The 26,817-nt window shown below is 61.9% G+C and carries 26 protein-coding genes; 7 read left to right on the plus strand and 19 right to left on the minus strand.

The genetic code is table 11. The features are described from left to right. Window positions 1–56 precede the first annotated feature (56 nt). A complete protein-coding gene (locus tag CLV41_RS15295) occupies window positions 57–1,403 on the plus strand; it encodes an NADase-type glycan-binding domain-containing protein (protein ID WP_103223280.1) in 1,347 nt (448 codons plus the stop codon). Between the two features lie 39 nt (window positions 1,404–1,442). Here the strand turns inward: CLV41_RS15295 and CLV41_RS15300 are convergent, their stop codons facing one another. Further along, a complete protein-coding gene (locus CLV41_RS15300) occupies window positions 1,443–2,168 on the minus strand; it encodes a M15 family metallopeptidase (RefSeq protein WP_103223281.1) in 726 nt (241 codons plus the stop codon). Then, on the minus strand, window positions 2,158–2,724 hold the full coding sequence (locus CLV41_RS15305) for a sigma-70 family RNA polymerase sigma factor (protein WP_103223282.1): 567 nt from the start codon (window positions 2,722–2,724) through the stop codon (window positions 2,158–2,160). The genes CLV41_RS15300 and CLV41_RS15305 overlap by 11 nt, the downstream gene beginning before the upstream one ends. 318 nt (window positions 2,725–3,042) lie before the next feature. On the opposite strand from CLV41_RS15305, the gene CLV41_RS15310 reads away from it, so the two are divergent. After that, complete coding sequence (locus CLV41_RS15310; RefSeq protein WP_103223283.1) at window positions 3,043–3,552, plus strand: invasion associated locus B family protein; 510 nt, start codon at window positions 3,043–3,045, stop codon at window positions 3,550–3,552. A gap of 352 nt (window positions 3,553–3,904) precedes the next feature. Beyond that, window positions 3,905–5,125, plus strand: a complete 1,221-nt coding sequence (gene rlmN, locus CLV41_RS15315) for a 23S rRNA (adenine(2503)-C(2))-methyltransferase RlmN (protein WP_103223284.1) — start codon at window positions 3,905–3,907, stop codon at window positions 5,123–5,125. Window positions 5,126–5,356: 231 nt separating this feature from the next. Here rlmN and CLV41_RS15320 read toward each other — a convergent pair whose 3' ends face one another. Together CLV41_RS15320 and CLV41_RS15325 are read right to left on the minus strand one after the other, a co-directional pair. Continuing rightward, window positions 5,357–6,424: an aldo/keto reductase gene (locus CLV41_RS15320; RefSeq protein WP_235867143.1), complete on the minus strand. Its 1,068-nt coding sequence runs from the start codon at window positions 6,422–6,424 to the stop codon at window positions 5,357–5,359. Further along, the gene (locus CLV41_RS15325; RefSeq protein WP_103223285.1) at window positions 6,421–6,669 is read right to left on the minus strand and encodes a hypothetical protein; all 249 of its coding nucleotides are present in this window, start codon (window positions 6,667–6,669) and stop codon (window positions 6,421–6,423) included. Before CLV41_RS15325 ends, CLV41_RS15320 begins: the two co-directional genes overlap by 4 nt. Window positions 6,670–6,821: 152 nt before the next feature. Between CLV41_RS15325 and CLV41_RS15330 the strand changes: the two genes are divergently transcribed. Further along, complete coding sequence (locus CLV41_RS15330; RefSeq protein WP_103223286.1) at window positions 6,822–7,655, plus strand: LysR family transcriptional regulator; 834 nt, start codon at window positions 6,822–6,824, stop codon at window positions 7,653–7,655. A gap of 55 nt (window positions 7,656–7,710) precedes the next feature. On the opposite strand, the gene CLV41_RS15335 is transcribed toward CLV41_RS15330, so the two are convergent. From CLV41_RS15335 to CLV41_RS15375, 8 genes are all read right to left on the minus strand, one after another. Then, window positions 7,711–8,787, minus strand: a complete 1,077-nt coding sequence (locus CLV41_RS15335; RefSeq protein WP_170107210.1) for an endonuclease/exonuclease/phosphatase family protein — start codon at window positions 8,785–8,787, stop codon at window positions 7,711–7,713. 102 nt (window positions 8,788–8,889) lie between these two features. After that, the gene (locus CLV41_RS15340) at window positions 8,890–9,924 is read right to left on the minus strand and encodes an NAD-dependent epimerase/dehydratase family protein (RefSeq protein WP_103223368.1); all 1,035 of its coding nucleotides are present in this window, start codon (window positions 9,922–9,924) and stop codon (window positions 8,890–8,892) included. Window positions 9,925–10,011: 87 nt separating this feature from the next. Then, the gene (locus tag CLV41_RS15345) at window positions 10,012–11,181 is read right to left on the minus strand and encodes a glycosyltransferase family 4 protein (protein ID WP_103223288.1); all 1,170 of its coding nucleotides are present in this window, start codon (window positions 11,179–11,181) and stop codon (window positions 10,012–10,014) included. 16 nt (window positions 11,182–11,197) lie between these two features. Beyond that, window positions 11,198–12,091 (minus strand): lysylphosphatidylglycerol synthase domain-containing protein, encoded by an 894-nt coding sequence (locus CLV41_RS15350; protein ID WP_170107211.1) that lies wholly within the window; start codon window positions 12,089–12,091, stop codon window positions 11,198–11,200. A 102-nt stretch (window positions 12,092–12,193) separates the two neighbouring features. Beyond that, a complete protein-coding gene (locus CLV41_RS15355) occupies window positions 12,194–13,168 on the minus strand; it encodes a UbiA prenyltransferase family protein (protein WP_103223290.1) in 975 nt (324 codons plus the stop codon). A gap of 409 nt (window positions 13,169–13,577) precedes the next feature. After that, complete coding sequence (locus tag CLV41_RS15365) at window positions 13,578–14,408, minus strand: MerR family transcriptional regulator (protein ID WP_103223292.1); 831 nt, start codon at window positions 14,406–14,408, stop codon at window positions 13,578–13,580. Between the two features lie 217 nt (window positions 14,409–14,625). After that, the gene (locus tag CLV41_RS15370) at window positions 14,626–16,812 is read right to left on the minus strand and encodes a xanthine dehydrogenase family protein molybdopterin-binding subunit (protein ID WP_103223293.1); all 2,187 of its coding nucleotides are present in this window, start codon (window positions 16,810–16,812) and stop codon (window positions 14,626–14,628) included. 3 nt (window positions 16,813–16,815) lie between these two features. Then, a complete protein-coding gene (locus CLV41_RS15375) occupies window positions 16,816–17,277 on the minus strand; it encodes a (2Fe-2S)-binding protein (protein WP_103223294.1) in 462 nt (153 codons plus the stop codon). Window positions 17,278–17,458: 181 nt separating this feature from the next. On the opposite strand from CLV41_RS15375, the gene CLV41_RS15380 reads away from it, so the two are divergent. Further along, window positions 17,459–18,067, plus strand: coding sequence for a TetR/AcrR family transcriptional regulator (locus CLV41_RS15380; protein ID WP_103223295.1), 609 nt, complete (start codon window positions 17,459–17,461; stop codon window positions 18,065–18,067). A gap of 24 nt (window positions 18,068–18,091) precedes the next feature. Here CLV41_RS15380 and CLV41_RS15385 read toward each other — a convergent pair whose 3' ends face one another. Genes CLV41_RS15385 through CLV41_RS15395 form a run of 3 tightly spaced genes read right to left on the minus strand, consistent with a single transcriptional unit; the run spans window position 18,092 to window position 21,273 of the window. Continuing rightward, window positions 18,092–19,651, minus strand: a complete 1,560-nt coding sequence (locus CLV41_RS15385) for an efflux transporter outer membrane subunit (protein WP_103223296.1) — start codon at window positions 19,649–19,651, stop codon at window positions 18,092–18,094. Window positions 19,652–19,663: 12 nt separating this feature from the next. Next, window positions 19,664–20,815 (minus strand): HlyD family secretion protein, encoded by a 1,152-nt coding sequence (locus CLV41_RS15390; protein WP_103223297.1) that lies wholly within the window; start codon window positions 20,813–20,815, stop codon window positions 19,664–19,666. After that, window positions 20,812–21,273, minus strand: a complete 462-nt coding sequence (locus CLV41_RS15395) for a DUF3302 domain-containing protein (RefSeq protein WP_103223298.1) — start codon at window positions 21,271–21,273, stop codon at window positions 20,812–20,814. Before CLV41_RS15395 ends, CLV41_RS15390 begins: the two co-directional genes overlap by 4 nt. A gap of 292 nt (window positions 21,274–21,565) precedes the next feature. On the opposite strand from CLV41_RS15395, the gene CLV41_RS15400 reads away from it, so the two are divergent. Both CLV41_RS15400 and CLV41_RS15405 read left to right on the plus strand, forming a co-directional pair. After that, window positions 21,566–22,786, plus strand: coding sequence for an argininosuccinate synthase (locus CLV41_RS15400; RefSeq protein ID WP_103223299.1), 1,221 nt, complete (start codon window positions 21,566–21,568; stop codon window positions 22,784–22,786). A 10-nt stretch (window positions 22,787–22,796) separates the two neighbouring features. After that, a complete protein-coding gene (locus tag CLV41_RS15405; RefSeq protein ID WP_103223300.1) occupies window positions 22,797–23,474 on the plus strand; it encodes a hypothetical protein in 678 nt (225 codons plus the stop codon). Window positions 23,475–23,482: 8 nt separating this feature from the next. Here the strand turns inward: CLV41_RS15405 and folK are convergent, their stop codons facing one another. From folK to CLV41_RS15425, 4 genes are all read right to left on the minus strand, one after another. Then, a complete protein-coding gene (folK, locus tag CLV41_RS15410; protein ID WP_103223301.1) occupies window positions 23,483–24,031 on the minus strand; it encodes a 2-amino-4-hydroxy-6-hydroxymethyldihydropteridine diphosphokinase in 549 nt (182 codons plus the stop codon). Window position 24,032: 1 nt separating this feature from the next. Continuing rightward, complete coding sequence (gene folP, locus CLV41_RS15415) at window positions 24,033–24,851, minus strand: dihydropteroate synthase (RefSeq protein WP_208987531.1); 819 nt, start codon at window positions 24,849–24,851, stop codon at window positions 24,033–24,035. A gap of 94 nt (window positions 24,852–24,945) precedes the next feature. After that, window positions 24,946–26,160, minus strand: a complete 1,215-nt coding sequence (locus tag CLV41_RS15420) for a multidrug effflux MFS transporter (protein ID WP_103223302.1) — start codon at window positions 26,158–26,160, stop codon at window positions 24,946–24,948. Beyond that, complete coding sequence (locus CLV41_RS15425) at window positions 26,157–26,618, minus strand: MarR family winged helix-turn-helix transcriptional regulator (RefSeq protein ID WP_103223370.1); 462 nt, start codon at window positions 26,616–26,618, stop codon at window positions 26,157–26,159. Before CLV41_RS15425 ends, CLV41_RS15420 begins: the two co-directional genes overlap by 4 nt. Window positions 26,619–26,817: the final 199 nt, after the last annotated feature.

Here is a 26,817-nt window from a genome sequence, read left to right on the forward strand (position 1 = left end):
TCTCTTGCCTTAACCGGTGCCAGAAGGTTTTCTTGGCGCATTGCTGGAGACCTCAAATGAATTTCATTTTTCAAATTGTGAACCGCTGCTGGTTGATGGCATTGCTGTTTTCCCTGCCTTCGGCCGCGATTGCGGCCGGCAAGGTCGCACTGGTCATCGGCAACGGCGCTTACCGATCGATGCCCGCGCTGGCGAACCCTTCGAATGACGCCAACCTGATCGCAGGCAAACTCACCGGGCTCGGCTTTGACGTTGTCCGGATTATCGATGGCGACCGCCGGGACTTCCATGACGGCCTCACCCGGTTCGGGCGCAGGGCGCAAGGAGCGGACGTCGCCCTGGTATTTTACGCCGGCCACGGCGTCCAGGTGAACGGCCGCAACTGGCTGTTGCCGGTGGATGCGGACATTCTGGCCTCGACGGACCTGCCGGGCCAGGCGGTCAAGGCCGACGACCTTCTGGAAATCATGGACGTTTCGGGGGCGCGGTTGAAGCTGGTCTTCCTGGATGCTTGCCGCAACAATCCCCTGCCGCGCTCCCTGTCACGGGGGACCACAAACGGCCTGGCCCGGCTGGAAGCCAACGCGGCGGGCATGATGATTGCCTTTGCCACCTCGCCCGGCGATGTCGCGCTGGACGGATCGGGTTCCAACAGCCCCTTCACCGAAGCGCTGGCCCGTCTTATCGGCACGCCCGATCTGGAAGTCCGCCATCTGATGGGCCGCGTGCGGGAAAGCGTCTACTCATCGACGGGCGAACGCCAGCTTCCCTGGCTGAACGAGGCCCTCATCGGCGAATTCTATTTCGGCGGAAAGTCGCAGGACGGCCCGCAGTCCGTTGCCGTATATACACCGGCGAACACCCCGGGGGACACGGGGTCGGAAAGCAAGAGGACCGAGAGCCTGGCGGCGACCCGTCACAATCCCCTGCCGGAGTACGCGGCGACAAGTTGCAGCCCGGCGCGCTCGGGAAGCGGCGCCTTGCAGGTCTGCGCCAGTTCCGTACTCGACCCGCAATACGGCAACCGTTACGGCCCGGGCAACCTGCTCGATGGCGAGACTTCGACCGCCTGGGTCGAGGGCGTTTCCGGAGATGGGTCAGGGGAAAAGGTCCTGTTAGCCTTTGACCGGCCGAGATGGCTCCAGGGCTTTGAAATCGTCAACGGTTACGCCAAGAACCAGGACATCTTTCACAAGAACGCCCGCATAAGGACCGCCAACATCACCCTGTCCGACGGCACGAGCCGGACCCTCAGCCTGAGCGACACGATGGACGCCGAGCGCTATGTCTTCGACGCACCTGTGGAGGCCGCATGGCTGGAGTTCGAAATCGGTTCGGTGTTCCCCGGATCCAAATACAAGGACACGGCCATCTCCGAGGTGATCCCCCTGTTTGACGAGTGATCCCAACTGTCGTCAACAGGGACCCGGATACGGCCGCCGCTACCGGCGCTCGATCGCAAAATCGAAGGCCGTGCCGGGAAACGGTTCGCCTTGAAGAGTGAAATGCCACCACTCGCCCGGATAATTCCGGAAACCGCCGCGTTGCATCAGTGCGACGAGTTTCCGCCGCAGTATCTGCGCGGAAACCGCAACCGCCGTCGACTCTGTTCGGCTGGCAGGGTCGAAGCAGTCGAACGGGGTCCCGAAATCGGCGGTCTCCCGATCCTTGCGGGCGCAGGCTGCCCGGGCATCGGGCTCATGCGCCGGGCCGGAGAGCAGTTCCAGCGCAACATCGACGGTGGACCCCCGGGCGTGGCTGCTTTTCGCGCCGATATAGCCCTGCCGGATCAACTGCGCCCTTGACACATTCGGGTAATACGCAGGGTCCGTCCCCTTGCCGGCATTGACCCAGGCCACCATGGCGTTGACGGCTCGCTGCGGCCGGTAGCAGTCGAAGACGACGAGCGAGTAACCCGCGCTCACGGCGGCGCTCTGGGTCCTGCCGAGCGCCCTGGCCGCGTCTTGCGTCAATACGCATTCCGGTGCCCCGTAGCCGGGCAGACGCTTGCGCATGAAATTGTCGCGCCCCGCGTAACGCATGTCCTGGCGGATATCGGGAACGGTATCGCGCAGATAAACGAACCCCCGCGGCAACGGGTCCGCCGCGGCGCTGGCGCCCCCTGCGCAGAAAATCAGACCGGCAACGGCAAACCGCCTAATCCACATCGACGGCCTCGTCGGTTTCCAGAAGCTGGCGCAGCCTGCCGAAGGCGAGGCGTATTCGGGATTTGACCGTGCCGAGCGGCAGTCCGGTCCGCTCCGCGATTTCGCTGTGCGACTGTCCGGTGAAAAAGGCCAGCCGGACCACCTGCCGCTGTTCCTCGGGCAATTGCTTGAGCGCGGCCCGGACTCGTGTTTCCCGCAGGCGCGCATCCATCTCGTCGACGACATCCGGCAGAGGGACCGGCTGCAGCGCCGGCTCGTCCGGGTTGAGTTCCGCGGTCTTTTGCCGCCGCAGGCGGTCAATGCGGCGGTTGCGGGCGATACGGAAGAGCCAGGTGCTGGCGGAGGATTTACCTGGATCGAACAGCTCCGCCTTGCGCCAGAGCGTTACCATCACATCCTGGGCAACGTCCTCGGCAACGGCGTCGTCCGCTCCCTGCTTCATCAGGTAACCCTTCAGGCGCGGAGCGAAATGATCGAACAATTCAACGAAGGCAGCCCTGTCCCGCTCCGCCGCAACCTTGACGATGAGGTTGGAATAATACTGCGCATCCGCCAATGGCTGCCAAACTCCCTGCCGACCTTCCGGTCATGACAAATCTTTAGCACGTTCGCCGGTTTTCGAAAGGGGGTTGAGCCACACCGCCACACTGTTGCCGTGATTAACCGCAACAGGCTGTGGGACGATCCGGGAAACGGACCCGTTCCGGCGGCCGTGCCCCGACATGAGAAAAAGAGCGTCAAAAACTCAAAAAAACCAATTGCCGTGGCTTCAACCCTTTCGTAACCCGCTTTAAGTTATCATTAAAGCAAGGTTTATATGACAAACGGCAATTGAATTGAATTTGACGGAAACTCAAAGCCAAACGGTGTGGAGATGATGAAAGCAAAATCGCTGGTTCTAGCCCTTGCAGGCCTGGCCGTTTCGAGTGCAGCGGCTTTCGCACAAACCCCGACGCTCCTGAAGCAGCATAACGACTGGGCGGCTTATGCGCTGACCAGCGGCGGCGGCAAGGTCTGCTACGCGCTGACCAAGCCGACCACCTTGCTTCCCGGGGATCGCAATCACGGGGACGTGTTCTTCTTCGTGACGTCCCGTCCGGCGGAAGGCGTCAGCTCCGAACCAAGCCTGCTTGTCGGATACCCGTTCAAGGACAAGTCCTCGGTGACGGTCGATATCGACGGCAAGGCCTTTACGCTGTTCACCAACAATGACGGCGCCTGGGTGGAAAATGCCGCGACCGAGGCGCAACTCGTCGCGGCCATGAAGGCAGGCCGGGAAATGAGCGTCAACGGCGAATCCAGCCGCGGCACCCGGACGACCTACAAGTTCTCGCTTTCCGGCGTGACGGCGGCGATCAATACCGCCGGCCAGGCCTGCCAGTAACCGGCGAAGCCTTACCCGCGATCACGACATTGACCCGGCAGGGCGCTTCTGGCGCCTTCGCCGGGCTTTTCGCTATGAATGGGCTCACTGGCCGCATGGCACCAATGCAGCCGGAAAACTTGATTTTTACCCGCGTTTGTGGTTTTGGAAACGGCTTGAGCATGCCGCGTTCGATTGAGCGCAGACAAGATGCTCCGACACTTTAAAAATCGATCAACTTTTTGACTTCCGTTTCCTGCTGGTCGGAGGTCTGTTGATCTGGAGTTTCAACCTGACGATCAGGTGACCGGCTGCCGCATCCACAAAGCTGGATACGTCACGAAAAGCGCCGGACAGGAAAACGGATCACGACATGGCGATTACGCTCGATATCGCGCGGGACAATCCGAACGCGCCGACGGTTCCAGCCGCAGCCTCCCTGCTGCCGGGCGAGGAAAAACCGGGATTGATCGGCCTCAACCGCGAAGAACTGGGCGAAGCGCTCGGCACCATAGGCGTACCGCAGAAACAATGGCGGATGCGGGCGTCCCAGCTTTGGCATTGGCTGTATGTGCGCGGCGTGTCCGATTTCGCGCAGATGACCAATATCGCCAAGGACCTGCGCCAGAAACTCGACGAGAATTTTTCCATTGCCCGCCCGGAAATCGTCTCCGAGCAGATTTCCGTCGACGGCACGCGCAAGTGGCTGTTCCGCTTTCTCCCGCGCGGCGCCGGCCGCCCGGTCGAGGTCGAGACCGTCTATATTCCCGAGGAAGGCCGGGGAACGCTTTGCGTCTCTTCCCAGGTCGGCTGTACCCTCACCTGCACCTTCTGCCACACCGGCACCCAGAAGATGGTCCGCAACCTGACCGCGGAGGAAATCCTCGCGCAGGTCCTGTTGGCGCGCGACCGTGTCGGCGACTTCCCCGACGCCCACACACCGCAGGGCGCTATTGTCCCCTCCGAGGGCCGGCTGGTCACCAACGTCGTGATGATGGGCATGGGCGAACCGCTCTACAATTTCGAAAACGTGAAGAAAGCGCTTCTGATCGCCTCGGACGGCGACGGCCTGTCACTCTCCAAGCGCCGCATCACGCTGTCGACCTCCGGTGTCGTGCCGGAAATCTTCCGCACCGGCGACGAGATCGGCTGCATGCTGGCGATCTCCCTGCATGCGGTCCGCGACGAATTGCGCGATGTTCTGGTGCCGATCAACAAGAAGTGGAACATTGCGGCCCTGCTGGACGCCTGCCGGAACTATCCGGGCCTGTCCAACGCAAAGCGCATCACCTTCGAATACGTGATGCTGAAGGGCATCAACGACAGCAACAAGGACGCGCTGGATCTGGTCCGCCTGCTGAAGGGCATACCGGCCAAGATCAACCTGATCCCGTTCAACCCATGGCCGGGCTCCGAATACGAATGTTCCGACTGGGAGCGCATCGAGGAATTCTCCGACATCGTCAACCGCGCCGGCTACGCCTCCCCGATCCGCACCCCGCGCGGCCGCGACATCTTCGCCGCCTGCGGCCAGCTCAAATCCGCGTCGGAACGCATGCGCAAGAAAGACCGGGACGCGCTGACCGCCGGTTGATGCGGTCCCGGCCGGTTCAACTTTTTCAGAGCGTGTCCCGGGCATCCATTCGGGTTCTCCTGGAAGACTTGAAGTGTGGTAACTCCAGTTTCCTCGCTCAGGCCTGAATGGACAACCTCTTGAAAGCTCACATCTATAGCGTGTTGCGTTTAAGCGGATGCATGGATTTGGGAAGACGCCCGAGGCAGCATTTGCACTGCAAACGCGTTCGGGCGATCTCCTGAATTCAATTTAACGCGAGACGCTTTGGGTCCCGAGCGTCTTCCAGACGTCCACTTGCGACCAGTCTTCCAGAAACCCGTAGGGATATGCGGGCAGGCCGGGCGAGGACACTTTCGTCAAGGTCTCCAGCTCTGACACCTCCAGGACCAGGTCCCTGGCCGCGAGATTGTCAGCCAGTTGCTCTTCGGTGCGCGCACCCAGCAGGATCGAGGCAACGCCGGGGCGGCTGCCAAGCCAGGCGAGCGCCACGTGGGCCGGAGGCCGGCCGTGACGGGAAGCGATGGACCTGAGTGCATCGAGAACGGCATGCGTCCGGCTGGTGTTGCGGAGGTCGTATGCTTCCACGCCCCGGTTCGGATCCTCTCCCAGCCGGGTCGCTCCGGTCGGCCGCGCTTCGGCGGTATATTTGCCGGTCAGCCAGCCGCCCCCCAGAGGCGACCATGGCGTCAGTGACAATCCCGCCTCCAGGCAGCAGGGCAGGACTTCCAGCTCGATCCCGCGGTCCAGAAGATTATATTGCGGCTGGACGGCCACGGGAACGGGATACCCCTGCGCCCGGGCTGTGGAGACAATTTTCTGGATCTGCCAGCCGCAGACATTCGACCAGGCGATATTGTGGATCTTCCCCGCACTCACGAGGTCGTCCAGCGTGGCGAGGCTCTCGGCGACATCGGTGTGGCGATCCCAGCCGTGAATGAAATAAACGTCGATGGCCTCGACCTGCAGCCGCGTGAGGCTGGCATCCACGGATCGCACGATAGCGCGCCGCGAGGCGCCGTGGCTTCCCGGAGGAGGCGCGAACCGTCCCTTGGTCGCCAGGATAAGATCTCCCATGCCACCGCGCCGGCGCCCCCATTTGCCGATGATTTTTTCCGAAGCCCCGCCGCCATAGACATCGGCGGTATCGAGGAAGGTTCCGCCCTGGTCGACGAAAAGATCGAGCTGCCGGAAAGACCCTTCCTCGTCCGTCTCCGCGCCGAAGGTCATGGTACCCAGTCCCATTCGGGAAACCAACGGCCCTGCCTGTCCCAAGGCGGTCGTCGCCATGCCTGGACTGCTGTTCTTGGCTTGCGTCATACATGCTCCTGTTTCGACACCGCTGAGGTTTGCGGACCCGCGTGTCTCACGGCCCGCAGAATTTTGACAATCCGCCGCCACAAGGGGTCCCCGCCCGACGCGATCCCTTCGACAATTTGAAACAGCACGACGCAACCGGCGCCGCCATGCACCTCCAGAAAGGCGTCTTCGTCACGTCGTGCCTGCGTCATCCGGGCTTGGGGAAACGGCACTTCAGCCGGTCCCAGGTTCGGGGGGCTCTTCATATCTGTCTCCGTCTATTCTCGGGCCGGTGAACATCGCTCCGTCCTTTTCTCCCGCAGAGAGCCTGCCGGAGGACGGGCGCCGCACTTGACCTGCCCCTAAAATAAAGGCCTTGTCGAAGTGTCGAAATGAAATTGTTTGAACGGATCTTTTCATGGATGAAAAGGATTTGGACTGGAGCGATCTGCATCTCTTCCTCGCGGTGGCCCGCGATGGCGGCCTTTCGGCGGCTGCGAAATCGACCCGGCGCAGTGCCGCGACCCTGGGGCGCCGAATGCACGCGCTGGAACGGACGTTGAAGCGCGAATTGTTTATCCGGCACGACCGCGGCTACGAATTGACCGCCGAGGGGCGCGACCTGATGGTGGCGCTCGCCGAAATCGAAACCCGCATCCTCCGATTGGCGGCGACGCCGGATCAGACGGAGCGGCCGCTGATCAAGATCTCCGCCGGAACGTGGACAACCCTGGCCTTGCTGGAGTGCCTCGACAGCATCACTGGCACGCCCCCGGACATCCGGCTGCGGTTCATCTCGGCGGAAAAGACCCTGAATATTCCGCACCGCGAAGTCGTGATCGGTTTCCGCAATCACCGCCCCACCGGAGAAAACCTCGCCGGCCGCAAGCTCATGCAAGTCGAGTTCGCTCCTTATGCCGTGCCCGGCGCGCCCGAACGGTGGATCAAGGTGCTGGCGGACACACCCTCGGCGCGCTGGCTGGACAGGACCGTCGGGAATGATGCCCTGTGCGAGGTCAATGCGCCGCGCAACAGTCTGGATCTGGCCCTGGCGGGCAAGGGTATCGCGCTCCTGCCGACGTTTATCGGCGATGCGCAACAGGCCCTGCACCGGACCGGAAACACGGTACAGGAATTGTCCCATGACCAGTGGCTCGTCACGCATCAGGACGACCGCCATCTTCCCGAGGTGAGGCGCGCGATCGACCGCCTCTGCCGCGTGCTGAAAAGACCCGGCCCGCCGCGTCCGTGACATCGTTCCCGGACCCGCATACCCGGCCAGGATGTGAGCTTTCGCGGGCAGGGTGTCATCTGGCGGGCGCATCTTCCGGCTGATCCGTGAGCGTCAAACCGACAAATTGCGCAAGGTGGTCCGAATTCCCCTGCGGGTCCAGTTGTTCAAACCGGTCAACCCGGATGTCGTTGCGGATCAGGAACCAGTCGTTGCGCCACAGTTTCGGCAGTTGCCCTCCGACCCGCCAGGTGGCCGGGTACACAATCGAACTGAAGGCGGCTGCGTCCTGGCTCACGGCCAGAAGTCCACGATTGTCTCCCATTGCCGGGCTGGTATTGAAATCTCCGGCGACGACCAGCGGCGATTGATTTCGCGAGACTTCCGCCGTCAGAGCCGCGAACTCGTCCTTGCGGATGGAATGACGCCGCCTGATTTCGTTGTAGAAATCCCATGACAACCAGTTTTTCTCGATGATGATCTGGATCGGCATGTGGATGTTATAGGTGGACAGGACCCGGCCGCCGACACGCACATCAACTTTCAACGCGTAAGGCGGCGGCGGCAGTTGCAGGATGGACGGATTGTCCGAACGCACAACGGCGTGTTCCGACACCGGCAGCCGGCTCAGTGTCAGCAGCGTCCCCGCCGCGATCGCCTGATATTCGGGAAAGACTTCCGCCACATCCGACAGGTCTGTCACTGGGGGCGCCGTATCGCCCACCCGCTGCATATGTTCCTGCAACAGGTAGACATCGGCATCAAGGGACCGCAGGTAAGCCAGCATGGCGTCCCTGTCTCTCGGGTCCGTGAGCGTTCCATCACGGAGCTGGCCCCAGTAGTCAGTGTTCATCTGAACGACCGAGACCGCAAGGCCGGGCTGCACGGCTTGCGCCCGGTGTGTCAGCACCGAGAAGTTAAGTCCGGTTGACGGCATCGAAACAACAAACGCGGCCAGGGCGGTCAGAAAAACGGCACCCCTGTAGGATCTGATGAACACGGTCAGGATCGCGAGAACCAGGGGAACCGCGGCAAACAGAATTGGCGGCGACACGCCGGGAACAACCCAGAGCCAGAACCTCCCGGTCAGGATTTCGTGCGTTATGGCGAAGACGAGCCAAAGAACGGCCAAGGCAAGGACTGTTTTCGACAAGGTCCCGCCCCGGCTACGCCTGTCCTTTTTCCTGTGCCAGAACTGTTTCACCCAAGATCCAACGTGGCGTTCAGACATACCGATTGCCTCAAATTTCCGGATTCAAAACATACATTTGGCCAGACCGAGCGCGCCCTGTTTCCACGGCTCCCGGCTCGTGCGGCCCGTCTGCCGGCTGGCCAGTTTCGACATGTTCTGCTGCCGCCACCACTGAAACGTCCTCAAGATGGCATGCTTGCTTGAATGTCTCGGACGGAACCCGAGGGTGGTTTCCGCGTGTTCGGTGCTGACATAGGCATCGCGGCTCAGTTTGTAGATAAGCCGCTTGTACACCGGCGAGACCCCCGAGATTTCCAGAAGGCGCAGCAACCCGATTGCCGGGCCGACCGGAAGCGGAATGACTTTCTTGCCTTTGCCCGCAGCGTCAAGAACAGCCTGGAAATCGTCGTGCAGTGTCGTGAATTCAGTCGCGGCGATGTTGAAATTATCGTTCACCTGAGCGTCCGGCAGGGTCATCGCCGCCACGATGGCCTCGACCAGATCGTCGACATCGAGCAACTGGCTCCGGTAATGGCCGCCTCCGATGAGCGGAAAATTACGTCCCTCCGCGGCCCATTCGAAAAGCATCGAGAAGATGCCAAGCCGGTGAGGCCCCAGAAACGTTTTCGGCCGCAGGATGGGAACGCACATACCCTTGGCCCGATACGCCTCGCAAATCAGCTCCGCGTCGATCTTGGCACAATTGTACGGATCGACCCGCTCTCGCGGGTGTTCTTCACTCGTCGGCACCACATCGGGCAGCCCATAGACCGCCGAAGAGGAGATCTGCAGAACCCGGCCGATCCTGGCCGCATGGCACGCATCCATGACGGTCTGCGTGCCGCCGACAGAGATGGAGCGGATGTCCTGCGGACGGTAGCTCGGCAATGCCGCGGCCGCGTGGATCACAATGTCCGCACCCGAAATGGCCTGCGCCACGGTTGCTTCATGCCGGATGTCGCCGACGATCTGCCTGCAGTTCTCGACTTCCGGCATGGGGGAAAGATCCAGGCTGGTGACGCGATGCCCCAATGCGACAAGCCGCTTTGTCAGATTTCGGCCCAGGACACCCGAGCCGCCGGTTAACGTGACTTCCATCTTCATCTCCTGATCATCGACTTTGCGGTTCGCGCCGCCGGCACGACCGGTTTGCAGGACAGCGCCACTGTGTCTCGCGCTTCGAAGTCATTCCTCGACGGCCATGGGAAGGGCGCGCCGGATATCGACGGTTTGCCTGCTCGAAAGACGCGAAAACAGCGCGGCATACCGGTCGATGCAGCTTTCCGCGCTATAGAGCGAACGTGCCTTTTCAGCCAGGGACCGCTTCTGCGCCGCGGGAAAGCCGCGCAGATCGGTCAGCGCGGCGGCGATACCCGGAACATCGCGGGGCCGGGTGAGGATGCCGAAGCCGGTCTCCACGACCGGCACCCGCCCGCCCGGCAGATCGGAGCCCACGACCGGTAGCCCGCACATCATCGCTTCGGCCTGGACGATACCGAAGGATTCGGCGACCGAGGTCAGCGCGAAAGTGTCGATCGAGGCATAGAAATCCCGCGTCTCGTCCCGTTTGAGCGGCCCCAGGAAGCGGATGCGCGGATCGCCGTCCACAAGTTCATGGAGCCGTGCGATATTGCTGCCGCCCGCAACGGTGTCGTGCTCGCCCCCCAGGAGCAGCCGGTCCTGAGGCCGCGCTGCACGGCGGAATGCCTGGATGAGAAACTCGATGCCCTTGTCGGGCACGATCCGGCCGAGGAAACCGACATGGTGCCCGTCACCGTCCCGGTAGACCGGTTTGCCGCCGCGCGGGTCCAGACACGGCGCGGCAATGGACGACCACGGGACCGAATTGATCGACGGCCAATGCAGCGAATGATGCGCCTGGTCGTCGCTGTTGACCACCACGTGGCTGCTGCGGCGAAGCGCGATCCGTGCCGACAGGTTGACCGCGGCGATCTGCAAGCGGCTGGTAAGCGATGGCGCCAGCCAGAGATCGATATGATAGGTCGAGACAACCGGAATGCGCGGAGCGATTGCCGCGATTGCTCCTGCTTCCAGCATCGGCAGATGCAGGTGCAGGGCCTTCGACCGCACCGCAATCCGCCGGGCCAATGTCAGAAAGCCCGGGCTGACCGGCCCCCGTCCGACCTTGAAGAGAACCGGTGCCCGGAAGACGTGCACACCGCCAATAATCTCTTGCTCGGGGAGGCCCGGCTCGTGGCGGGTCGCCACCACGGCCACTTTCCAGCCCCGCTCCGCCAGCCCCTCGGCCACGACACGGGCGGTCTCCGTCAAGCCTGAAACATAGGGGGCGTAATAGTTCAGCAGGACCGTGACGTCGAAATCTTGCTGCGGCATGGGAGGGTCCTTTCATTCAGGTGTGAGCATTGATCCGGCGCCCCAGCGCCAGGGCTGCGAGCCCGGTTCCGATGACGTCTCCGGCGATGATCAGGGCCCGGCTCAGCAGAGCCAGCATCAAGGCATCCGCCGGCGCCATCTGCAGGGAGAGGATCGCCAGCAATGCGCCGTCACGGATACCGACCGCGCCAGGCAGCACGGCGAAAACGATGCCGGCGATGGCCGAGAAGCTGTAGGCGGACACAAGGAATACGGCGCTTGCCCCGGTGTGCAGACCCAGTACGGCCATATGCAGTCCGGTCAGGGTCCACGCGCCCGCCATGATCGCCACCGTTGCCGCGAAAGGGACCGGAGCGGGAACGCCGATGCGCTCCAGGATCCGTGGCACCACCGGCCATTGCCGTCTCCAGCAGGCAAGCCCCAGCACCGCCGCTGTGGCAAGGACGATCGGCACACCAAGGACCCAGATATTGACGCCGATCAGGGCGCACACGGCGGGCACCCCGATCAGAGCGGCCGCGAGACAGGCGGCCAGAGCCGTGCCCATGAAGACGCGCAGCAGTAGGATGCTCCCGGCTTTCTCCGCTTGCAGAAGCCGATGCTGAATCGCGAATGCCAGCACACCCCCCGGCGTGTATTTCCCGATCCCCGAACGAAGATAGACCAGAATTCCGCGCGCGGCCGGCACACCGGGCAGCTCCCGGGCCAGAAGCCGCTGCCAGGCCAGCGCGCCCGGCAGCAGGCCCACCAGGACCCAAAGCATCGCGCTGCTCAATTCGCCCGGGTCGATTTCCGCCAGGGCCAGGACCAGTTTCTCGCGATGCTGGTTGAAGAAGGCCGCGATCCAGACAACCGCGACGAGAGTGAGCGCGGACCGGACAACGGTCAGGGCGAGACGGGCATTCAACACGGCGTCCTCCTCGCGGCCAGCGGCCGCTGCTGCGCTGCCGTCCCGCAATACCGTGGCCTTTGGCGGCCGACAGGCGCGGAACGGCCGGGCCGGTCGTTCCGCTCAGTGCGCGGCATGTGCGGCCTCCAGCGCGGCGATCCCGTCGAAGGTCCCGAAACTGTCCAGAAGCGCGGAAGACCCCAGCACCACGGCCCAGAAGACAAAGGCGACGTGGATCGTCCTGTCGGAAAGGAGCAGACGTGTGGGGTTGCCTGTCCCGGTACCGGCGAAAGCAAGCAGTAGATAGCGTTTGAAGAGATAAACCGCGAATGGCAGGCTGATGAAAAACAGCACCCGCTGGTCCACCGCGTCGAAGAACTGGATCATGGTGGCCAGGCCCGTGCCGAGACAAGCGACCGCGGCGACCAGAAGATACGCATCCAGAAGCGGCTCGGAATAGTGCCTCAACACCGGCCGGTGATCCGCGGAAGTCTTGACGCGGCGCAACTCGTCCCGCCGCTTCCCCACGGTCAGAAGCAGGCTCCCCGACAGCACTGTCGCGATCACCCAGGGGTCGGGGACAACACCGAAGGCCACGTAGCCTGATACCGTCCGCAAGGCGAAGCCGGCGGGGACGATCAGCATCTCGACGATCGGCACGTGCTTGAGCCAGAAACTGTAGCTCAGATTGCAAAGAAGGTAGAGGATGACGATTGCCGTCAGGAGAGCCGGCAGGACAAGCGCCAGAAGAACCAGAACCGCGAGCAACCCGGCCAGCATCCACAGGGCCGCCTGCGGCGTCACGACACCCGAAGCGAGCGGCCGATTACGCTTGCTCGGATGCGCACGGTCCCGGTCGATGTCCGAGAGATCGTTGACGACATACACTGCTGCCGAGGCGAGACTGAACATCGTGATCGTGCCGGCCAGGGCAAGCAGGGCGGGCCCTGTCGCATCGCCGATCATCAGAGCGGGTCCGATCGGGATCGCGATCAGCGACTTGCACCAGTGCGAGGGGCGCAGGAGTGCAAGATGCTGCCAGAGACGCCTCACCAGATGATCGGATGAAGGGCGGAAAAGGCCAATTTCATGTGTCATCTCAAAAGGCTCCGGTTAATGGTCACGAAAGATGCAAAAATCCGCTCACCGCTGCGTTGCCGCCGCGCGTGTTTGAAGTCATTCTGGCTTGGGCTTTCCGACCGGATGTCGGGTCTCGGTGTGTCGCGTACCGGTCCGTGCTAGGCCGTGTGGACGAATTGGAGATGCATTTCGCCGGGAGCCGCATCGTTCAAGATCAAGTCAATCCGGCGCAGGTGATGCGGGCGCATCATCAAGACGGATTGGCGCGGGGATTGGGCGCTGCGGGCCCGGCCGTTCGGGTGAGACAAGAGACTTCGACCTGACGCCAAAAGACCCTTGAACGTATCGCCGATATGCGCCGCGGATCTTTCGCCGCCATCTCTCGTCTCTTTTTTCACGTAATGCGTCTCCAATTCGTCCACACGGCCTAGTTCAGCAACAGGGCTTCGAAAGTCTTTCCACGGGCCTGGTCGTACGGGTAGTTGAGGTAGATTTCGATGGGGCCCTGGCGAGGCGGTTTGGCCGTCTCCTGAAGGCGCGCTTCCTCAAGGAGGCTGTAGCAGCCCTCAAAACAGCCGTAATTCCCGGTAACGCCCTGTGCTTTCACCGCGTAGTAAAGATCTTCGGGAATGAAATACTGCTTGTATTCGTCCAGGGTGGACGGCATGGCCTCCGGCGCTTCCTTGAAACAGGTTACCTTGACGACGTTTTCTTTCTCGTCCGCGTAGCGCGCCGCGAATTCGCCGGTATCCAAACCGCATTCACGGATCTGCATTGCGAAGTCGGTCACAAAATCGGCGACGCTTTTCTTGTCGACGACAGCTTCTGTTCCCAGCGCCCAGTAACCGCCATGACGCAGTTTCCGCACCTGCTTTGCCTGACATGCGAAGTATGTGTCCAGTTTCCGTAGCGCGTCGTGTGTACTCGCGACGGAGGCACGCAACAGGTCTCTTATCGCGTCGACTTCCTTCAGGGGCGCGGCCGAGCCCGGACGCAGAACCTCTTCGATTTGCGCGATCGGGACGCCGGCCTGACGCAACGATCTGATCAGAATGGCTGACTCGACGTCTTCCTCGCGGTAGACCGCCTGCCGTTTCGCATTCAGTCCCTGGACCAGCAGTCCTTTTTCCTCGTAGATGCGCAGGGCTTTTCGCGTAAGGCCTGCTTGCAACTGCAATTCCGATCTGGTCAGCATGTTCTTGCCTATCGTGAGTTCGGAGACCCATCTCCAGTAGATGCTGCATAGCACAATTTCCATTTCAAGTTGAACCGGCCCCTAGGGCCATAGCAAGAGGTTCAATGCAAAATTTTTCGACCGAGAAAGTGCCATACGTCCGCGATCCACCCACGAAACATTTGATTTAAAATATGAAATTCTCCGGAACGCCGATGCTGAAGCCCACTCCAATTTCCCCGCCGGCGACAAAAAAAGCCGCCCGGAGGCGGCCTTTTTCATTTCGCAGAGCACAAAAAGCCTACACGACACCCGTCCTGGAGAAGGGCAAGCTCGTGATCCAGTCGCCCTTCGCCGCGGCGATCGCATTGGCGACGGCCGGGCCGATCGGCGGCGTGCCGGGTTCGCCGATGCCGGTCGGCGGCTCGTTCGAGGCGACGATATGCACCTCGACCTCCGGCATGTCGGACATCCTGAGCGGCTCATAGGTGTCGAAGTTGGTTTCCTCGACAACACCGTCGACCAGTGTCACCTGGTTGCGCAGGATCGCGCCCAGGCCGTAGCCGATGCCGCCTTCGACCTGGGCAACGATGTTGTCCGGGTTGATCGGCGTGCCGCAATCCACCGCGGCGGTCACCTTCTCGACCTTTACCGTGCCGTCGTCGCGGAACGAGACTTCAGCGACTTCCGCCACATAAGAGCCGAACGACTTGTGCACGGCAACGCCCCTGAAACGGCCATCGGCCAGCGGCTTGTCCCAGCCGGCCTTTTCCGCGGCCAGTTTCAGCACATTCGCCTTGCGCGGATCGTCCCTGATCATCTCCAGGCGATAGGCGACCGGGTCCTTTCCCGCTTCCTTCGCCAAGCGGTCGATCATGGTTTCCATGACATAGGCCGTGTGGGTGTGCCCCACCGAGCGCCACCACAGAACCGGAACCTGCGTTTCCTGATACGCCTGGTCCATGTTCATGAGCGGGAAGGCATAGGACGTGTCATGCGCCCCCTCGGTCATGTTGTGATCGACACCGTCCTTCATGAGCATGGCTTCGAACGGCGTGCCCTTGACGATCGATTTCGCCGCGATGTTGTACTTGAACGCCGTGACGTTGCCCGCCGCATCGAGGCCGACCCTGATCCTGTGCGCCGACATCGGCCGGTAATAGCCGCCAGCCATGTCGTCCTCGCGGGTCCAGACGATCTTCACCGGTGCGGCTGCCATGCCGGCTGCCTGCATCGCCTTGGCCAGCGAAGCGATTTCGGCAACGGGATGGGCGTCGGCCTGGGCGCGCCGGCCGAAGGAGCCGCCTGCCCAGAGCGTGTTGATCTTCACGTTCTGGAACGGAATACCAAGCACGGCGGCCGCGACATTGTGATCGATGGTCTGGATCTGGGACCCGAACCACAGCTCCGCGCTCTCCCCGTCGAAATAAAGGGCAATGTCGAGAGGTTCCATCGCGCCATGCGCGAGGAAGGGAAAGTCGAAATCCGCTTCGATGACCCTTGCGGAGGCGTCCAGGGCCGCGTCAATGTCGCCGTCCTCGCGCACCTTGATGCCCGGCTGTGCCGTCATCTCCTTCAGTTCGGCGATCATGGCATCGCTGGACCGGGTCTCGGCCTCGCTGTCGTCCCACTCGATTTCCAGCAACGACCTGCCCTTGATCGCCGGCCAGGTGCTTTCAGCGATCACGGCGACCCCGTTCGCAATCTGCAGAACGTTGACAACACCGGGAACCTTCATGGCTTCGCCCGCATCGAACGATGCCACCTTGCCACCGAACCGGGGAGACCTGGCAACCGTTGCCACCAGGAGACCGTCCCGCTGGAAATCCATCGTATAGGTACCCGGCGCGCCGAACGTCTTGTTCTTCACGTCGAGGCGCGGGAAGGACTTGCCGATATAAACCCACTGATCCGGCGTCTTCAGCACCGGCTCGGCCGGAACCTCTTCACCGGCCGCAAGGCCCGCCAGCTCGCCCAGCGTCGCGGACTTGCCGGAACCGTGCGAGACGACACCGCCGGAAACGGTGATCTCGGAAGCCGGGACGCCCCAGTCCTTCGCGGCGGCGGCCACGATCATGGCCTTGGCCGCGGCACCGGCCTGACGGTACTGCATGAAGGAATTCGCCATGGCGGTCGAGCCGCCCGTGCCCTGTACACCGAACATCGTGTTCGCATACAGCTGCGGATTGGATGGCGCGAAGTCGACCCTGACCTGATCCCAGGAAGCATCGAGCTCGTCGGCAACCAGGGTGCTCAGGCCGGAAGCGGTTCCCTGGCCCTTGTCGAGATGCTTGGAGAGCACCACAACGGTGTTGTCCGGGCGGATATGCACGAACGGCTGGGTGAATTCGCCCTCGGCCGCCGATGCGGCGGCTCGCGGCAGGTTCATGGCCAGAACGAGACCGCCGATGGTGCCCGCGGACACCTTCAAGAAGGTCCGGCGGCTCGGTTGTGCAGCCTCGAGCGGTTTTTGCAGCATATGAAGCATGGCTCAGCCCTCCATCTTGTCTGAAGCAAGGTGGATCGCCTTGCGGATACGGGCATAGGTGGCGCAGCGGCAGACATTGCCGTCCATGGCGGCGTCTATGTCTTCGTCGGTCGGTTTTTGCGTTTCGCTCAACAGCGCGGTCGCGGCCATGATCTGGCCGGACTGGCAATAGCCGCATTGCGGTACCTCCAGCTCTTGCCAGGCGGTCTGCACGGCTTCGGCGGCCTTGCTGTCGATACCTTCGATTGTGGTGATTTCGGCGCCTTCCAGATCTCCAACCGAGGTCTGGCAGGATCTGATCGGCATTCCGTCCAGATGGACGGTGCAGGCACCGCAGGCGGCAATGCCGCAACCGAATTTTGTGCCGGTCAATTTGAGTTCGTCGCGTAACGCCCACAAAAGCGGGCTGTCGGGATCGGCATCAAGCGTGCGCGTTTCCCCGTTGATTTTCAATGTAACGGACATGAGGAGACATCTCCTTTGGCTGGCCTGATCTGGCTAAAGGGAGTAAACTACACCGTGCAGTGTAATGATTGTCTGCGCGTCTGTAAACGCCATAGTTTACATAGGGCGGAATTTTTGGGATGAAAGGGAGCGGGACCCGTCCCGCGGAAAAAATTCAGCCAGGAGAGAATTCGGGTAAGGCATGTCCGTATCAGACCGGAAGAAAAAGCAGATCATTGAAGCCGCAATCGCGGAATTTCAGGAAAAAGGCTATGCGGGCGCCAGCATGGACCGGATTTCCGAGCGGGCGCAGGTCTCCAAGCGGACGGTCTATAACCACTTCGAGAGCAAGGAAGTGCTCTTTCACGAAATCAACCAGTTCCTCGTCGACCAGGTGAATTCCGCGCTTGAAATTCCCTACGACAACACAAAGCCTGTCCGCGAAATGCTGATCGAACTGGGTTGGGCGGAAGGCGCGCTGCTGATCAATCCCTGCTTCATGAACCTTGCCCGCATGGTGATGAGCGAAACGATCCGCGACCCCTTGCTGGCGGCGGACATGGAAGCGCGCATGACCCTTCAGTCCGATTTCGAAGCTTTCCTGAGGCGGGCAGCCGAAGAAGGCCGGCTATCCGTGGACGACCCGGCGGTCGCGGCAAAGCAGTTTCTCGGCCTGATCAAGTCGCGCGGGTTTTTCCCCAACCTCTACGCCGCCCGCGTCCCGGACCGCGCGGAAGTCGACAAGATCATCACCGAAAGCGTGGACATGTTCATGGCGAAATACGGCAAAGAAGCGAACCGGGCCGGCTAGGCATCGGTCCGAATGCGGGCAGCGTCAGCTTTTTCCCTGGTCCTCAACCGGTTTTTCCAGCAGCAGTCCCCAACCGCTTCGCTCCGTCATCTGCTGACGGGTCTTCTCCGAAATAAGCCCATCGACATTTTCCGGCATCCAGCCGCCGCCGAGCCCCTTGTAGACCGCGATCAGGTTGGTCAGCACATCGGCTTGGGCCGCAATCAGCCGCTCTTCCGCAACAAGCTGCTGCCGCTGCGACTGGACCACCCGGTTATAGGGGGCGGTGCCGTCCTCAAACTGGGCATCGACTTCGCTTACGGCATTGCGCGCGGCCGTGACGGACCGGCGCAGATAGACCGCTTCCTGTTTCGATCTCAGGAACCCCGTCAGGCCGTTTTCCACTTCCGCATAGGCCGCCAGAACGGTTCGCTCGTAGTTCAGCAGGGCTTCCTGGAACTTGGCGTCCTGAACGCGGACATTGTTCTGGATCCGGCCGTAATTGAGGAAATTCCACGAAAATCCCGGATTGATGAAACCCGCCGCCGTGCCGTTGCCGAAGAGATTGGTGAAATCGTCCGCCCTGACACCGATCGCCCCGGAGATCGAGAATGCCGGGAAGAGGTCGGCCCTGGCCACGCCGATCTGCGCCGAGCGGGCCGCCGCCCTGTATTCCGCGCTGCGGATATCCGGGCGCCGGCGCAGCATGTCGGCCGGAACCCCGATGGCCACTTCCGCGGGAACGCGCGGGAAGCTCGACCTTGACCCGAGCCGGGACTTCACGCCGCCCGGCGGTTCGCTCAGGAGCAGGCTCAGCGCATTATAGGCCTGCGCCAGTTTCGCCTCGTAATTCGGGATGCTCGCCAGAGTGTTGTTGTAGAGAACCGTCGCCTCGTTCACCGCCAGTCTCGTCGCAGTTCCGTTCTCGAGACGCAACTGTGTGAGATCGAGCGACTTCTTCTGGAGCACGGCATTTCTGCGCACGGTGGCGATCAGTTGCTGCAGTTCCCGGATGGTGACGTAGACGGCCGCGATATCGCCCGTCAGCGTCACGAGCGCATCGTCATAGGAAGCGAGCCTGGCCTTCAGATCGGCATCCGCCGACTGGATGTTCCGCCGGATCTTGCCCCACAGGTCGATCTCCCAGCCGGCGTCGAAACCGGCCGACACATCGGTGAACTGATTGTCGACCAGCCCGACGCGTTCAAGGTCGCTGATAAAGGGATCCTTGGTGCTGAAGCGGGTGGTTCTGGAGCTCACATTCGCCTGCTGGACCTGCGGGAACAGGTTTCCGCCGGCGATGCCGAGCTGCGCGCGCGCCTGATACACCCGCACGCCCGCAGCCTGCAGCCCGATATTCTGGCGATAGGCCTCGGCGATCAGGCTGTTCAGCGTTTCGTCCCTGAAAACATGCCACCAGGGCACGGAATTCGCGCTGCGGCTGGTGAAACCGGTGCGGCTGTCTATCGGCAGGTTCGCGCCGCTGCTCCAGCTGTCGAGCACGGGCGCATCGGGCCGTTCGAAATCCGGTCCGACCATGCAGCCGCCGAGCATCAACAGCCCGCTCAGAACCAGACCGTGACGGAATTGCCTTGAACGCCCCATACCCGCCCCTACTCACAAATCAAACGGAATAATGAAATTCATCCAACTGTAGAGGCGCAGGTTTATTCGCCGCAAATCGGCCACCCATCCACCGCCCCCGCCGGTATAGATCGCCACCGCGCCATGCGCGCCGGCCGGATAGCGTACGAGGGCAGGATCGTCGTCCAGATCGATTTCCACGGCGAAACGGCCCTGCGGCTTCATGAACATGAATTCCGGCACAAATCCGCTTGGCAGGATCTGTCCCTGGCCCGTCCCTTCCCAGATGTTCTTCACCCTGCCCTTGAAGATCCGGCCCGGATAAATGTCCAGCGCCACTTCCACCGGCTGGCCGGATTTCACGAATTTCAGATGTTCCTGGTAGAAGGTGGCCAGAAAATAAGGATCGGCGTCGGCGATGAATGCCGCGATTGCGGCTATGCGAAGTCCGCCGACCACAAGCCCCGGCCGGGCCTGCTGAGAAATGATCGTCCCGTCTTCAGGCGCATGGATCGTTGTCTGATCGAGATAATACTGCGCCTGATCGACCTGCGCCTGGGCCGAGACAACCTGGGAATTCACCCCGTCAATCTGGGCGCCGACCGCCAGTTGCGCCTTGTTCAGGTTCGCCTCCGACTGCGCGACCTGCGCCGTTGCCGTAGCCAGCTCGGAATTCCACCTGTCCAGTGTTTCCTGTTTGGCCCCGCCCTTGGGAACCAGGTCCGCGTAGCGCGTGACCTGTTCCGCGGTGTACTGCTGCCTTGCAACCGCCTCGTCGCGCGAATCCTGGGCCAGGTCGACATCTTCCTGCAGGCTCAGCGCATTCTGCCGATTGCTGACCAGGGTCGCCATCGCCTCCTGAAGCTGCGCGACGTAAAGCGTCGTGTCGAACTGGTAGAGCTTGTCGCCTTTTTTCACCCTTTCGTTCTGCGCCACATACACCTCCTCCAGGAGCGTCGGATGAGGCAGGCGCGGGGTGATCTGGATGGTCTGCCGGATGACATGGCCGTCGATTGAAAAGGGCGTGTAGAACCTCAGGAAAACCACCAGCAGGAACAGGACATGAATGCCTACCCAGAAGGTGACGACGCCCCAGGCGATGTTGAACTTCAACCAGCGGAACTTGTAGAACACCAGCCACATGAAGATGGCGTAGGCGGCCAGAATGAGAATGGCGATTGTCATGCCCCGGCTCCATCTCCAGATGGAGCATTCGACGCCTCGCCAGAGGGAGCCTGCACGGGGGAAGCCTGTACGGGTGTAGCCGGACCCGGCCCACTGTCCGCTGCCTGCGGATTGTCACCTTCCCGCAATGGCTCCCCGTCGCTGGGATGCTTGCGGATATCGACCGTGAGGGAGTCGTGATAAGCCCAGATGAGTGCGTGGATCCACGGGAACACGGTGAAAAGCCCGATCCAGCCGCCAAGTTTCACGGACTCGGCATGCGGATGGTTCCGCTTCTCCGCGAGCTTGCCGGGCAAACCGCCCACCGTGATCATCGCATAAAAGAATGCAACGATAATCAGCACAAGGATCAGGAAGGTCAGATAATCGTAGGTGTCCAGTTCGAAGTCGATGAGGTTCATTCCGCCCCCGGCTGATTTAATCACCACATTGTCGATTTGCAGTATTGTCAAAAGCATCAACCGTCCCGCGCCCAATTGCAAGTACGCGATGCAGTGCCCGGCGCGGCTTGCTCCCTTTTCGGACGGCAACACGGCCGCCGCCGTTTCGGCGAACGGGCCGCTCTGCCGACAAATGAACGCGGGCGGAACCGCAAGGGCTTGCGCCGGGAAGAGAACCGGCTAAATTGCCGCAAATTTTCAACGCGCGGTCAAACCGCCCGGGAACTGGCCAGGAAATGGAATTTGACCCGATTTCGGGACAACTTCACCTTCCCTGCGGACCCGGAACAGCAAACTGGACCTTCCTTAAATGGCGTATGGTGACATCAAGAAAGTCGTGCTGGCCTATTCCGGCGGCCTCGACACGTCCATCATCCTGAAATGGCTGCAGACCGAGCTCGGTTGCGAAGTGGTGACCTTCACCGCCGACCTCGGCCAGGGCGAGGAACTGGAACCGGCGCGCAAGAAGGCCGAGATGCTCGGCATCAAGCAGATCTACGTCGACGACCTGCGCGAGGAATTCATCCGCGACTTCGTCTTCCCGATGTTCCGCGCCAACGCGGTCTATGAAGGCGTCTACCTGCTCGGCACCTCCATCGCCCGTCCGCTGATCTCCAAGCGGCTGATCGAAATCGCCGCGGAAACCGGTGCCGACGCCATCGCGCACGGCGCCACCGGCAAGGGCAACGACCAGGTCCGTTTCGAACTGGCCGCCTATGCCCTGAACCCGGACATCAAGGTGATCGCCCCCTGGCGCGACTGGACTTTCAAGTCCCGGACCGACCTGCTGGACTTTGCCGAAAAGCATCAGATCCCGGTTCCGAAGGACAAGCTCGGCGAAGCCCCGTTCTCCGTCGATGCCAACATGCTGCACTCTTCCTCTGAAGGTAAAGTTCTGGAAGATCCGGCCGAAGAAGCGCCGGGCTACGTCTACCAGCGCACGGTCGACCCGACAGAGGCCCCGGATGTCGTCACCGAGATCGAGATCGGCTTCGAAAAGGGCGACGCGGTTTCGCTCAATGGCGAAAAGCTGTCTCCGGCGACCCTCTTTGCCAAGCTGAACGATTATGGCCGCGACAACGGCATCGGCCGCCTCGACCTGGTCGAGAACCGCTTCGTCGGCATGAAAAGCCGCGGCATCTACGAAACGCCGGGCGGCACGATCCTGCTGACCGCGCACCGCGGGATGGAATCCATCACCCTCGATCGCGGCGCAGCTCATCTGAAGGACGAGCTTATGCCGCGCTACGCGGAGCTGATCTACAACGGCTTCTGGTTCTCGCCCGAGCGCGACATGCTGCAGGCCCTGATCGACAAGAGCCAGGAGCACGTCACAGGATCGGTCAGACTGAAGCTCTACAAGGGCAATGTCATCCTGACCGGCCGCTCCTCGCCCTATTCGCTCTATTCAGAAGAACTGGTCACCTTCGAGGACGACCAGGGCGCCTATGACCAGAAGGACGCCGCCGGCTTCATCAAGCTGAATGCCCTGCGTCTGCGCACTCTGGCCAAGCGCGACAGGCTCGGCTGAGACCCTTGCGATGACCGGACCGGCGGCAGAGTTGACCGAAAACCTCGCCGCCGCCGGGTTCCTGCGTCTGGGCGGATTTCATCCCGCCCCGGATCTTCCTGTCCCGGTGCTTTCGGCTGGCCGTCCGGCACAAAGCCTCGTGTTGATCGGCAGCACGGGTCCGGCCGTGTGGCCGGTCTTCATGAAAAGTCCGGAATATGCCGACGGCAAACCCGATCCGCTCGACCGCTACACGAAACGCGTTCTGAGCGAATGCGCCGCAAGGCACGGTTTCGAGGCGCTGTTTCCTTTCGAAGGCCCGCCGTATCATCCGTTTCAGCAATGGGCGCTGAAATGCGGCGGCTTCTCTCCGAGCCCCCTGGGCGTGCTTGCCCATGGCACCTTCGGGCTTTGGGCTGGCTTCAGGGCCGCATTCCTCAGCGCCGCGAGGCTACCAGAGGCCTCGGCAATGGCAGAAGACGGCCCCTGCCCGACCTGCGCGGACAAACCCTGTCTGTCCGCCTGTCCGGTGAACGCCATAACACTGGAAAACGGTTACGACGTGCCCGCATGCCGGGCTTATCTGGCGGCCGATCCGGCGAGCGATTGCTGGTCCGGCTGCCTGGCCAGACGCGCATGTCCTTTCGGCGCACCGCACCGGCAGGCCGCCGAAACGGCCGGTTTTCACATGAAGAGTTTTGCCGGTTAGGGTCTAAGCTATTCGACCAGTTTCACCACACCGTCCCGGTCCGGACAGGTTTCCAGCGCGTCCGCCGCCGTCCGGCCGTCACCGAGCGGCGCATCGGGCCAGATTTCCGCCAGCGGGATCAGAACGAAGGCCCGGTCGCCCATGCGCGGATGCGGGATTTCGAGATCGCTTTCCACCACCGTTTCAAGGCCATAGATCAACACATCGATGTCGATCGTCCTTGGCCCCCAGCGGACATCGCGCACCCGCCCGAGCCCGGCCTCGACTTCAAGGCAGCGCCTCAACAGTTCAATCGGGCTGAGCAGCGTATCGATCACCACGCAGCAATTGCGGTAGTCGTCCTGCGGCACCGGGCCCCATGGCGGCGTGCGATAGTCGGAGGAGCGCAGCACCAGCGTGATGCCGTCCGTCTGCTCCAGACGCCCTATGGCCTTGTCCAGGATAGCCTTCGTATCGCCGACATTGGAACCGAGCCCCAAAGCGCAGCGGGTAGGCGCGCGGCGCCTCGGTGCGCTGCCGGTTTCATCGGAGTCCGGCGTCCGGTTGGAGGATGTCATCTCAGTTGGGATTCCGTTCAAGCAGGGTCGCCTCAAGCATGCGGGCGCATTGCGCGTGCGGACGGACGTCATGTGCCCGCACGATCGCCGCACCCTTGACAAAGGCGGTCATGTGGACGGCGATTGAACCAAAAAGACGGTCTTCAATCTCTGTACCCAGCACGGCGCCGATCATCCTCTTGCGGGACGCTCCGGCAAGAAGCGGCAGCCCGTGTTTCTTCAGGGTCTCGAAGCGGTTCAGAATAATGAAATTCTGGTCGATGGTCTTGCCGAATCCGAAGCCCGGATCGAGAATCTGCTTTTCCCTGGCGATACCGGCCCGGTTCGCGAGTTCCATCGAGGTTTCAAAGAACCTGTCGATGTCGCTGAGAATATCGAGGCCGCCGTCGGCTTCGGGGCGATTGTGCATCATCACCACATGCACCCCGGCCTCCGCCACCGCATCCGCCATTGCCGGATCCTTCTGCAGCCCCCAGACGTCGTTGACGAGGACCGCCCCCGCAGCACAGCCACGCCTGGCGATTTCAGCCTTGTAGGTATCGACGGAAACCGGCGTTCCGAGGCCGATGACGTCTTCCAGGACGGGAGCAAGCCTTGCCCATTCCTCCTCCTGCGCGACCGGCACCGAGTTCGGCCGTGTGCTCTCCGCGCCAATGTCGAGAATATCCGCGCCTTCGGCGATCATCGCCCTCGCATGGGCGAGCGCGGCACCGGCCATCGTGTGCCGTCCACCGTCGGAAAAGGAATCCGGCGTCACATTCAATATGCCCATCACATGCGGGCGGAGCGTCGGCAGATGATATCCGGCGGCTTTCATCATCAGGGATCCCTCGTTCTTCGGCACTCTGATGCCCGCTCGCCCGGCAAGGGTCAATCTTAATGTGTCGAAAGGGGAAACCCTGAATGAAGCGGCTTTATTCCGCCGCCGCCGTCGGCCTCGGGATCAGGTTCCTGAAGATCAACGAGGAGACGATGCCGATGACAAGCATGGCGGGCGGAATGATCCCCATGCCCAAAAGAGGACTGCCGACGCCCGCGATGGCCAGGCTGGCCAGGAAGCCGCCGCCGAACTGCAGGAATCCAAGCATGGAGGAAGCGGCTCCCGCCATATGCGGAAACGGCGCCATGGACTCGGTGAAACTCGCCGGCAGCACCAGGGTTATGGCGAACATGAACAGGCCCACCGGTCCCATGATCGTTGCGATGGAGGGTGGCTGTGTGAGCGACATGTAACACATCAGCCCCGCCGAAATCAGCCAGAGCACCAGGCCGTAGGGAACAAGCCTGCGCGCCTCGACGACGCGCAACAACCGGCCGGTTAAAAGAGTGCCGACAATGAACGAGCCTGACTGGATGATCATCGTCAGTCCGAATTCGGATGGCGACAGGCCGACTTCATAAATCAGAACAAAGGGCAGGACGGTTGCCAGCGCATAAATGTTTCCGAGCCCTAAACCCACCAGCAGACCGGGTGCCAGAAACCGGGGATCCTTCAAAAGGGTCCCGTAGCTCGCCGCCACTTGTTTTGGATTGAGGTGACGTTTTCCGGGCTGGGGATTGGTTTCCACCTGGAAAAGCGCGACGGCGGCCATCAGCACGACTCCGTAGATCACCATGCACCAGAAAACTTCCCGCCAGCCGAACAGTTCCAGCACGATGCCGCCGATGGTCGGCGAGATTGCGGGTCCGATCGCCAGCATCGTTGCGATGGCGTTCATGACCCTCGCGGAGGTCTGGCCGGTAAACTGGTCGCGGACGATGGCGCGCGAGACGGCGATGCCCACCGCCGCGCCGATCCCCTGAAGGGCGCGGGCGACCACCATCAATTCCACCGTCGGGGCGAGGCTCGCCAGCACGCTGGAAACGAGATAAAGGGCCAGGAACATCTGCGTCACCGGCTTGCGCCCGAAAGCATCCGTCAGCGGACCGCAAACGAGCTGCGTCACCGCGAAACCCGCGAAATAGGCCGTCACTGTCAGCTTGACGGCCGCCTGCGTCGTCCCGAAGGCCTCGACAAGAGCCGGCATCGCCGGTGTATAGAGCGCCATGGATATGGGACCGACGGCAACAAGCCCGGCACCCAGCAGCGATGTACGCCGCGCACTCATGATTGAACTTTCGGAAGTCATTTTTGTTTCCCTCTGGAAACCTCCTGCAGCAGGCTGTCCTTCATCGTCTGCAACAGATCTTCCAGAACGTGCTGTTTGTCTCGCGGGATCTCTTCGACCGCTTGCGAGCGCACCGAGTGAAGCGCCAGGCCGATGCGCTCAAGAAGCGGATCGGCCTGCGGCGTCAGCTTGATCAGCTTTGCCCGTTTGTCCGTCGGGTCGGAACAGCGCTTGATCAGTCCGGCCGCTTCCAGAGAATCCAGATATCCGACCAGGGTCATCGGTTCGACGTACATGTTCTCGGCCAGCACAGCCTGCCGCTGTCCGGGACTGCGCCAGACATAAAACAGCGTTCGCGCCTCGCCAACCGTCAGTCCCGTATCGACTTCTGAAAGGGCTGCTTCAAAGCGCCGCCGGATCAATCGCGCCAAATCCACGACCAGCATGGTGACACCGACGCCAGGAAGAGGAACAGACATCGCCACTCCAATTTAGTAAGGTTACCTTACGAATTACGCCTTCCGCTACGTACTGTCAATGCGCACTTGTGACATTGCGTTGCACAATCCGTCCCGGCCACGTATAAAGGCGCCAAATTCGGCACGGTAGCCGACCTGTAGCAATCTCACATCCAGACACGATCCGGGTCCTCGAAGGGCCCGCTCTGTCTTTTGGAGC

Source organism: Roseibium marinum (genome assembly GCF_002906165.1).
GTDB classification, from domain to species: domain Bacteria; phylum Pseudomonadota; class Alphaproteobacteria; order Rhizobiales; family Stappiaceae; genus Roseibium; species Roseibium marinum.

Coding starts and splice junctions, on each gene's coding strand:
- CLV41_RS15295 (WP_103223280.1), top strand. CDS start 57: ATGAATTTCATTTTTCAAATTGTGAACCGCTGCTGGTTGATGGCATTG.
- CLV41_RS15300 (WP_103223281.1), bottom strand. CDS start 2,168: ATGTGGATTAGGCGGTTTGCCGTTGCCGGTCTGATTTTCTGCGCAGGG.
- CLV41_RS15310 (WP_103223283.1), top strand. CDS start 3,043: ATGATGAAAGCAAAATCGCTGGTTCTAGCCCTTGCAGGCCTGGCCGTT.
- rlmN (WP_103223284.1), top strand. CDS start 3,905: ATGGCGATTACGCTCGATATCGCGCGGGACAATCCGAACGCGCCGACG.
- CLV41_RS15320 (WP_235867143.1), bottom strand. CDS start 6,424: ATGACGCAAGCCAAGAACAGCAGTCCAGGCATGGCGACGACCGCCTTG.
- CLV41_RS15325 (WP_103223285.1), bottom strand. CDS start 6,669: ATGAAGAGCCCCCCGAACCTGGGACCGGCTGAAGTGCCGTTTCCCCAA.
- CLV41_RS15330 (WP_103223286.1), top strand. CDS start 6,822: ATGGATGAAAAGGATTTGGACTGGAGCGATCTGCATCTCTTCCTCGCG.
- CLV41_RS15340 (WP_103223368.1), bottom strand. CDS start 9,924: ATGGAAGTCACGTTAACCGGCGGCTCGGGTGTCCTGGGCCGAAATCTG.
- CLV41_RS15345 (WP_103223288.1), bottom strand. CDS start 11,181: ATGCCGCAGCAAGATTTCGACGTCACGGTCCTGCTGAACTATTACGCC.
- CLV41_RS15355 (WP_103223290.1), bottom strand. CDS start 13,168: ATGACACATGAAATTGGCCTTTTCCGCCCTTCATCCGATCATCTGGTG.
- CLV41_RS15365 (WP_103223292.1), bottom strand. CDS start 14,408: ATGGAAATTGTGCTATGCAGCATCTACTGGAGATGGGTCTCCGAACTC.
- CLV41_RS15370 (WP_103223293.1), bottom strand. CDS start 16,812: ATGCTTCATATGCTGCAAAAACCGCTCGAGGCTGCACAACCGAGCCGC.
- CLV41_RS15375 (WP_103223294.1), bottom strand. CDS start 17,277: ATGTCCGTTACATTGAAAATCAACGGGGAAACGCGCACGCTTGATGCC.
- CLV41_RS15380 (WP_103223295.1), top strand. CDS start 17,459: ATGTCCGTATCAGACCGGAAGAAAAAGCAGATCATTGAAGCCGCAATC.
- CLV41_RS15385 (WP_103223296.1), bottom strand. CDS start 19,651: ATGGGGCGTTCAAGGCAATTCCGTCACGGTCTGGTTCTGAGCGGGCTG.
- CLV41_RS15390 (WP_103223297.1), bottom strand. CDS start 20,815: ATGACAATCGCCATTCTCATTCTGGCCGCCTACGCCATCTTCATGTGG.
- CLV41_RS15395 (WP_103223298.1), bottom strand. CDS start 21,273: ATGCTTTTGACAATACTGCAAATCGACAATGTGGTGATTAAATCAGCC.
- CLV41_RS15400 (WP_103223299.1), top strand. CDS start 21,566: ATGGCGTATGGTGACATCAAGAAAGTCGTGCTGGCCTATTCCGGCGGC.
- CLV41_RS15405 (WP_103223300.1), top strand. CDS start 22,797: ATGACCGGACCGGCGGCAGAGTTGACCGAAAACCTCGCCGCCGCCGGG.
- folK (WP_103223301.1), bottom strand. CDS start 24,031: ATGACATCCTCCAACCGGACGCCGGACTCCGATGAAACCGGCAGCGCA.
- folP (WP_208987531.1), bottom strand. CDS start 24,851: ATGATGAAAGCCGCCGGATATCATCTGCCGACGCTCCGCCCGCATGTG.
- CLV41_RS15420 (WP_103223302.1), bottom strand. CDS start 26,160: ATGACTTCCGAAAGTTCAATCATGAGTGCGCGGCGTACATCGCTGCTG.
- CLV41_RS15425 (WP_103223370.1), bottom strand. CDS start 26,618: ATGTCTGTTCCTCTTCCTGGCGTCGGTGTCACCATGCTGGTCGTGGAT.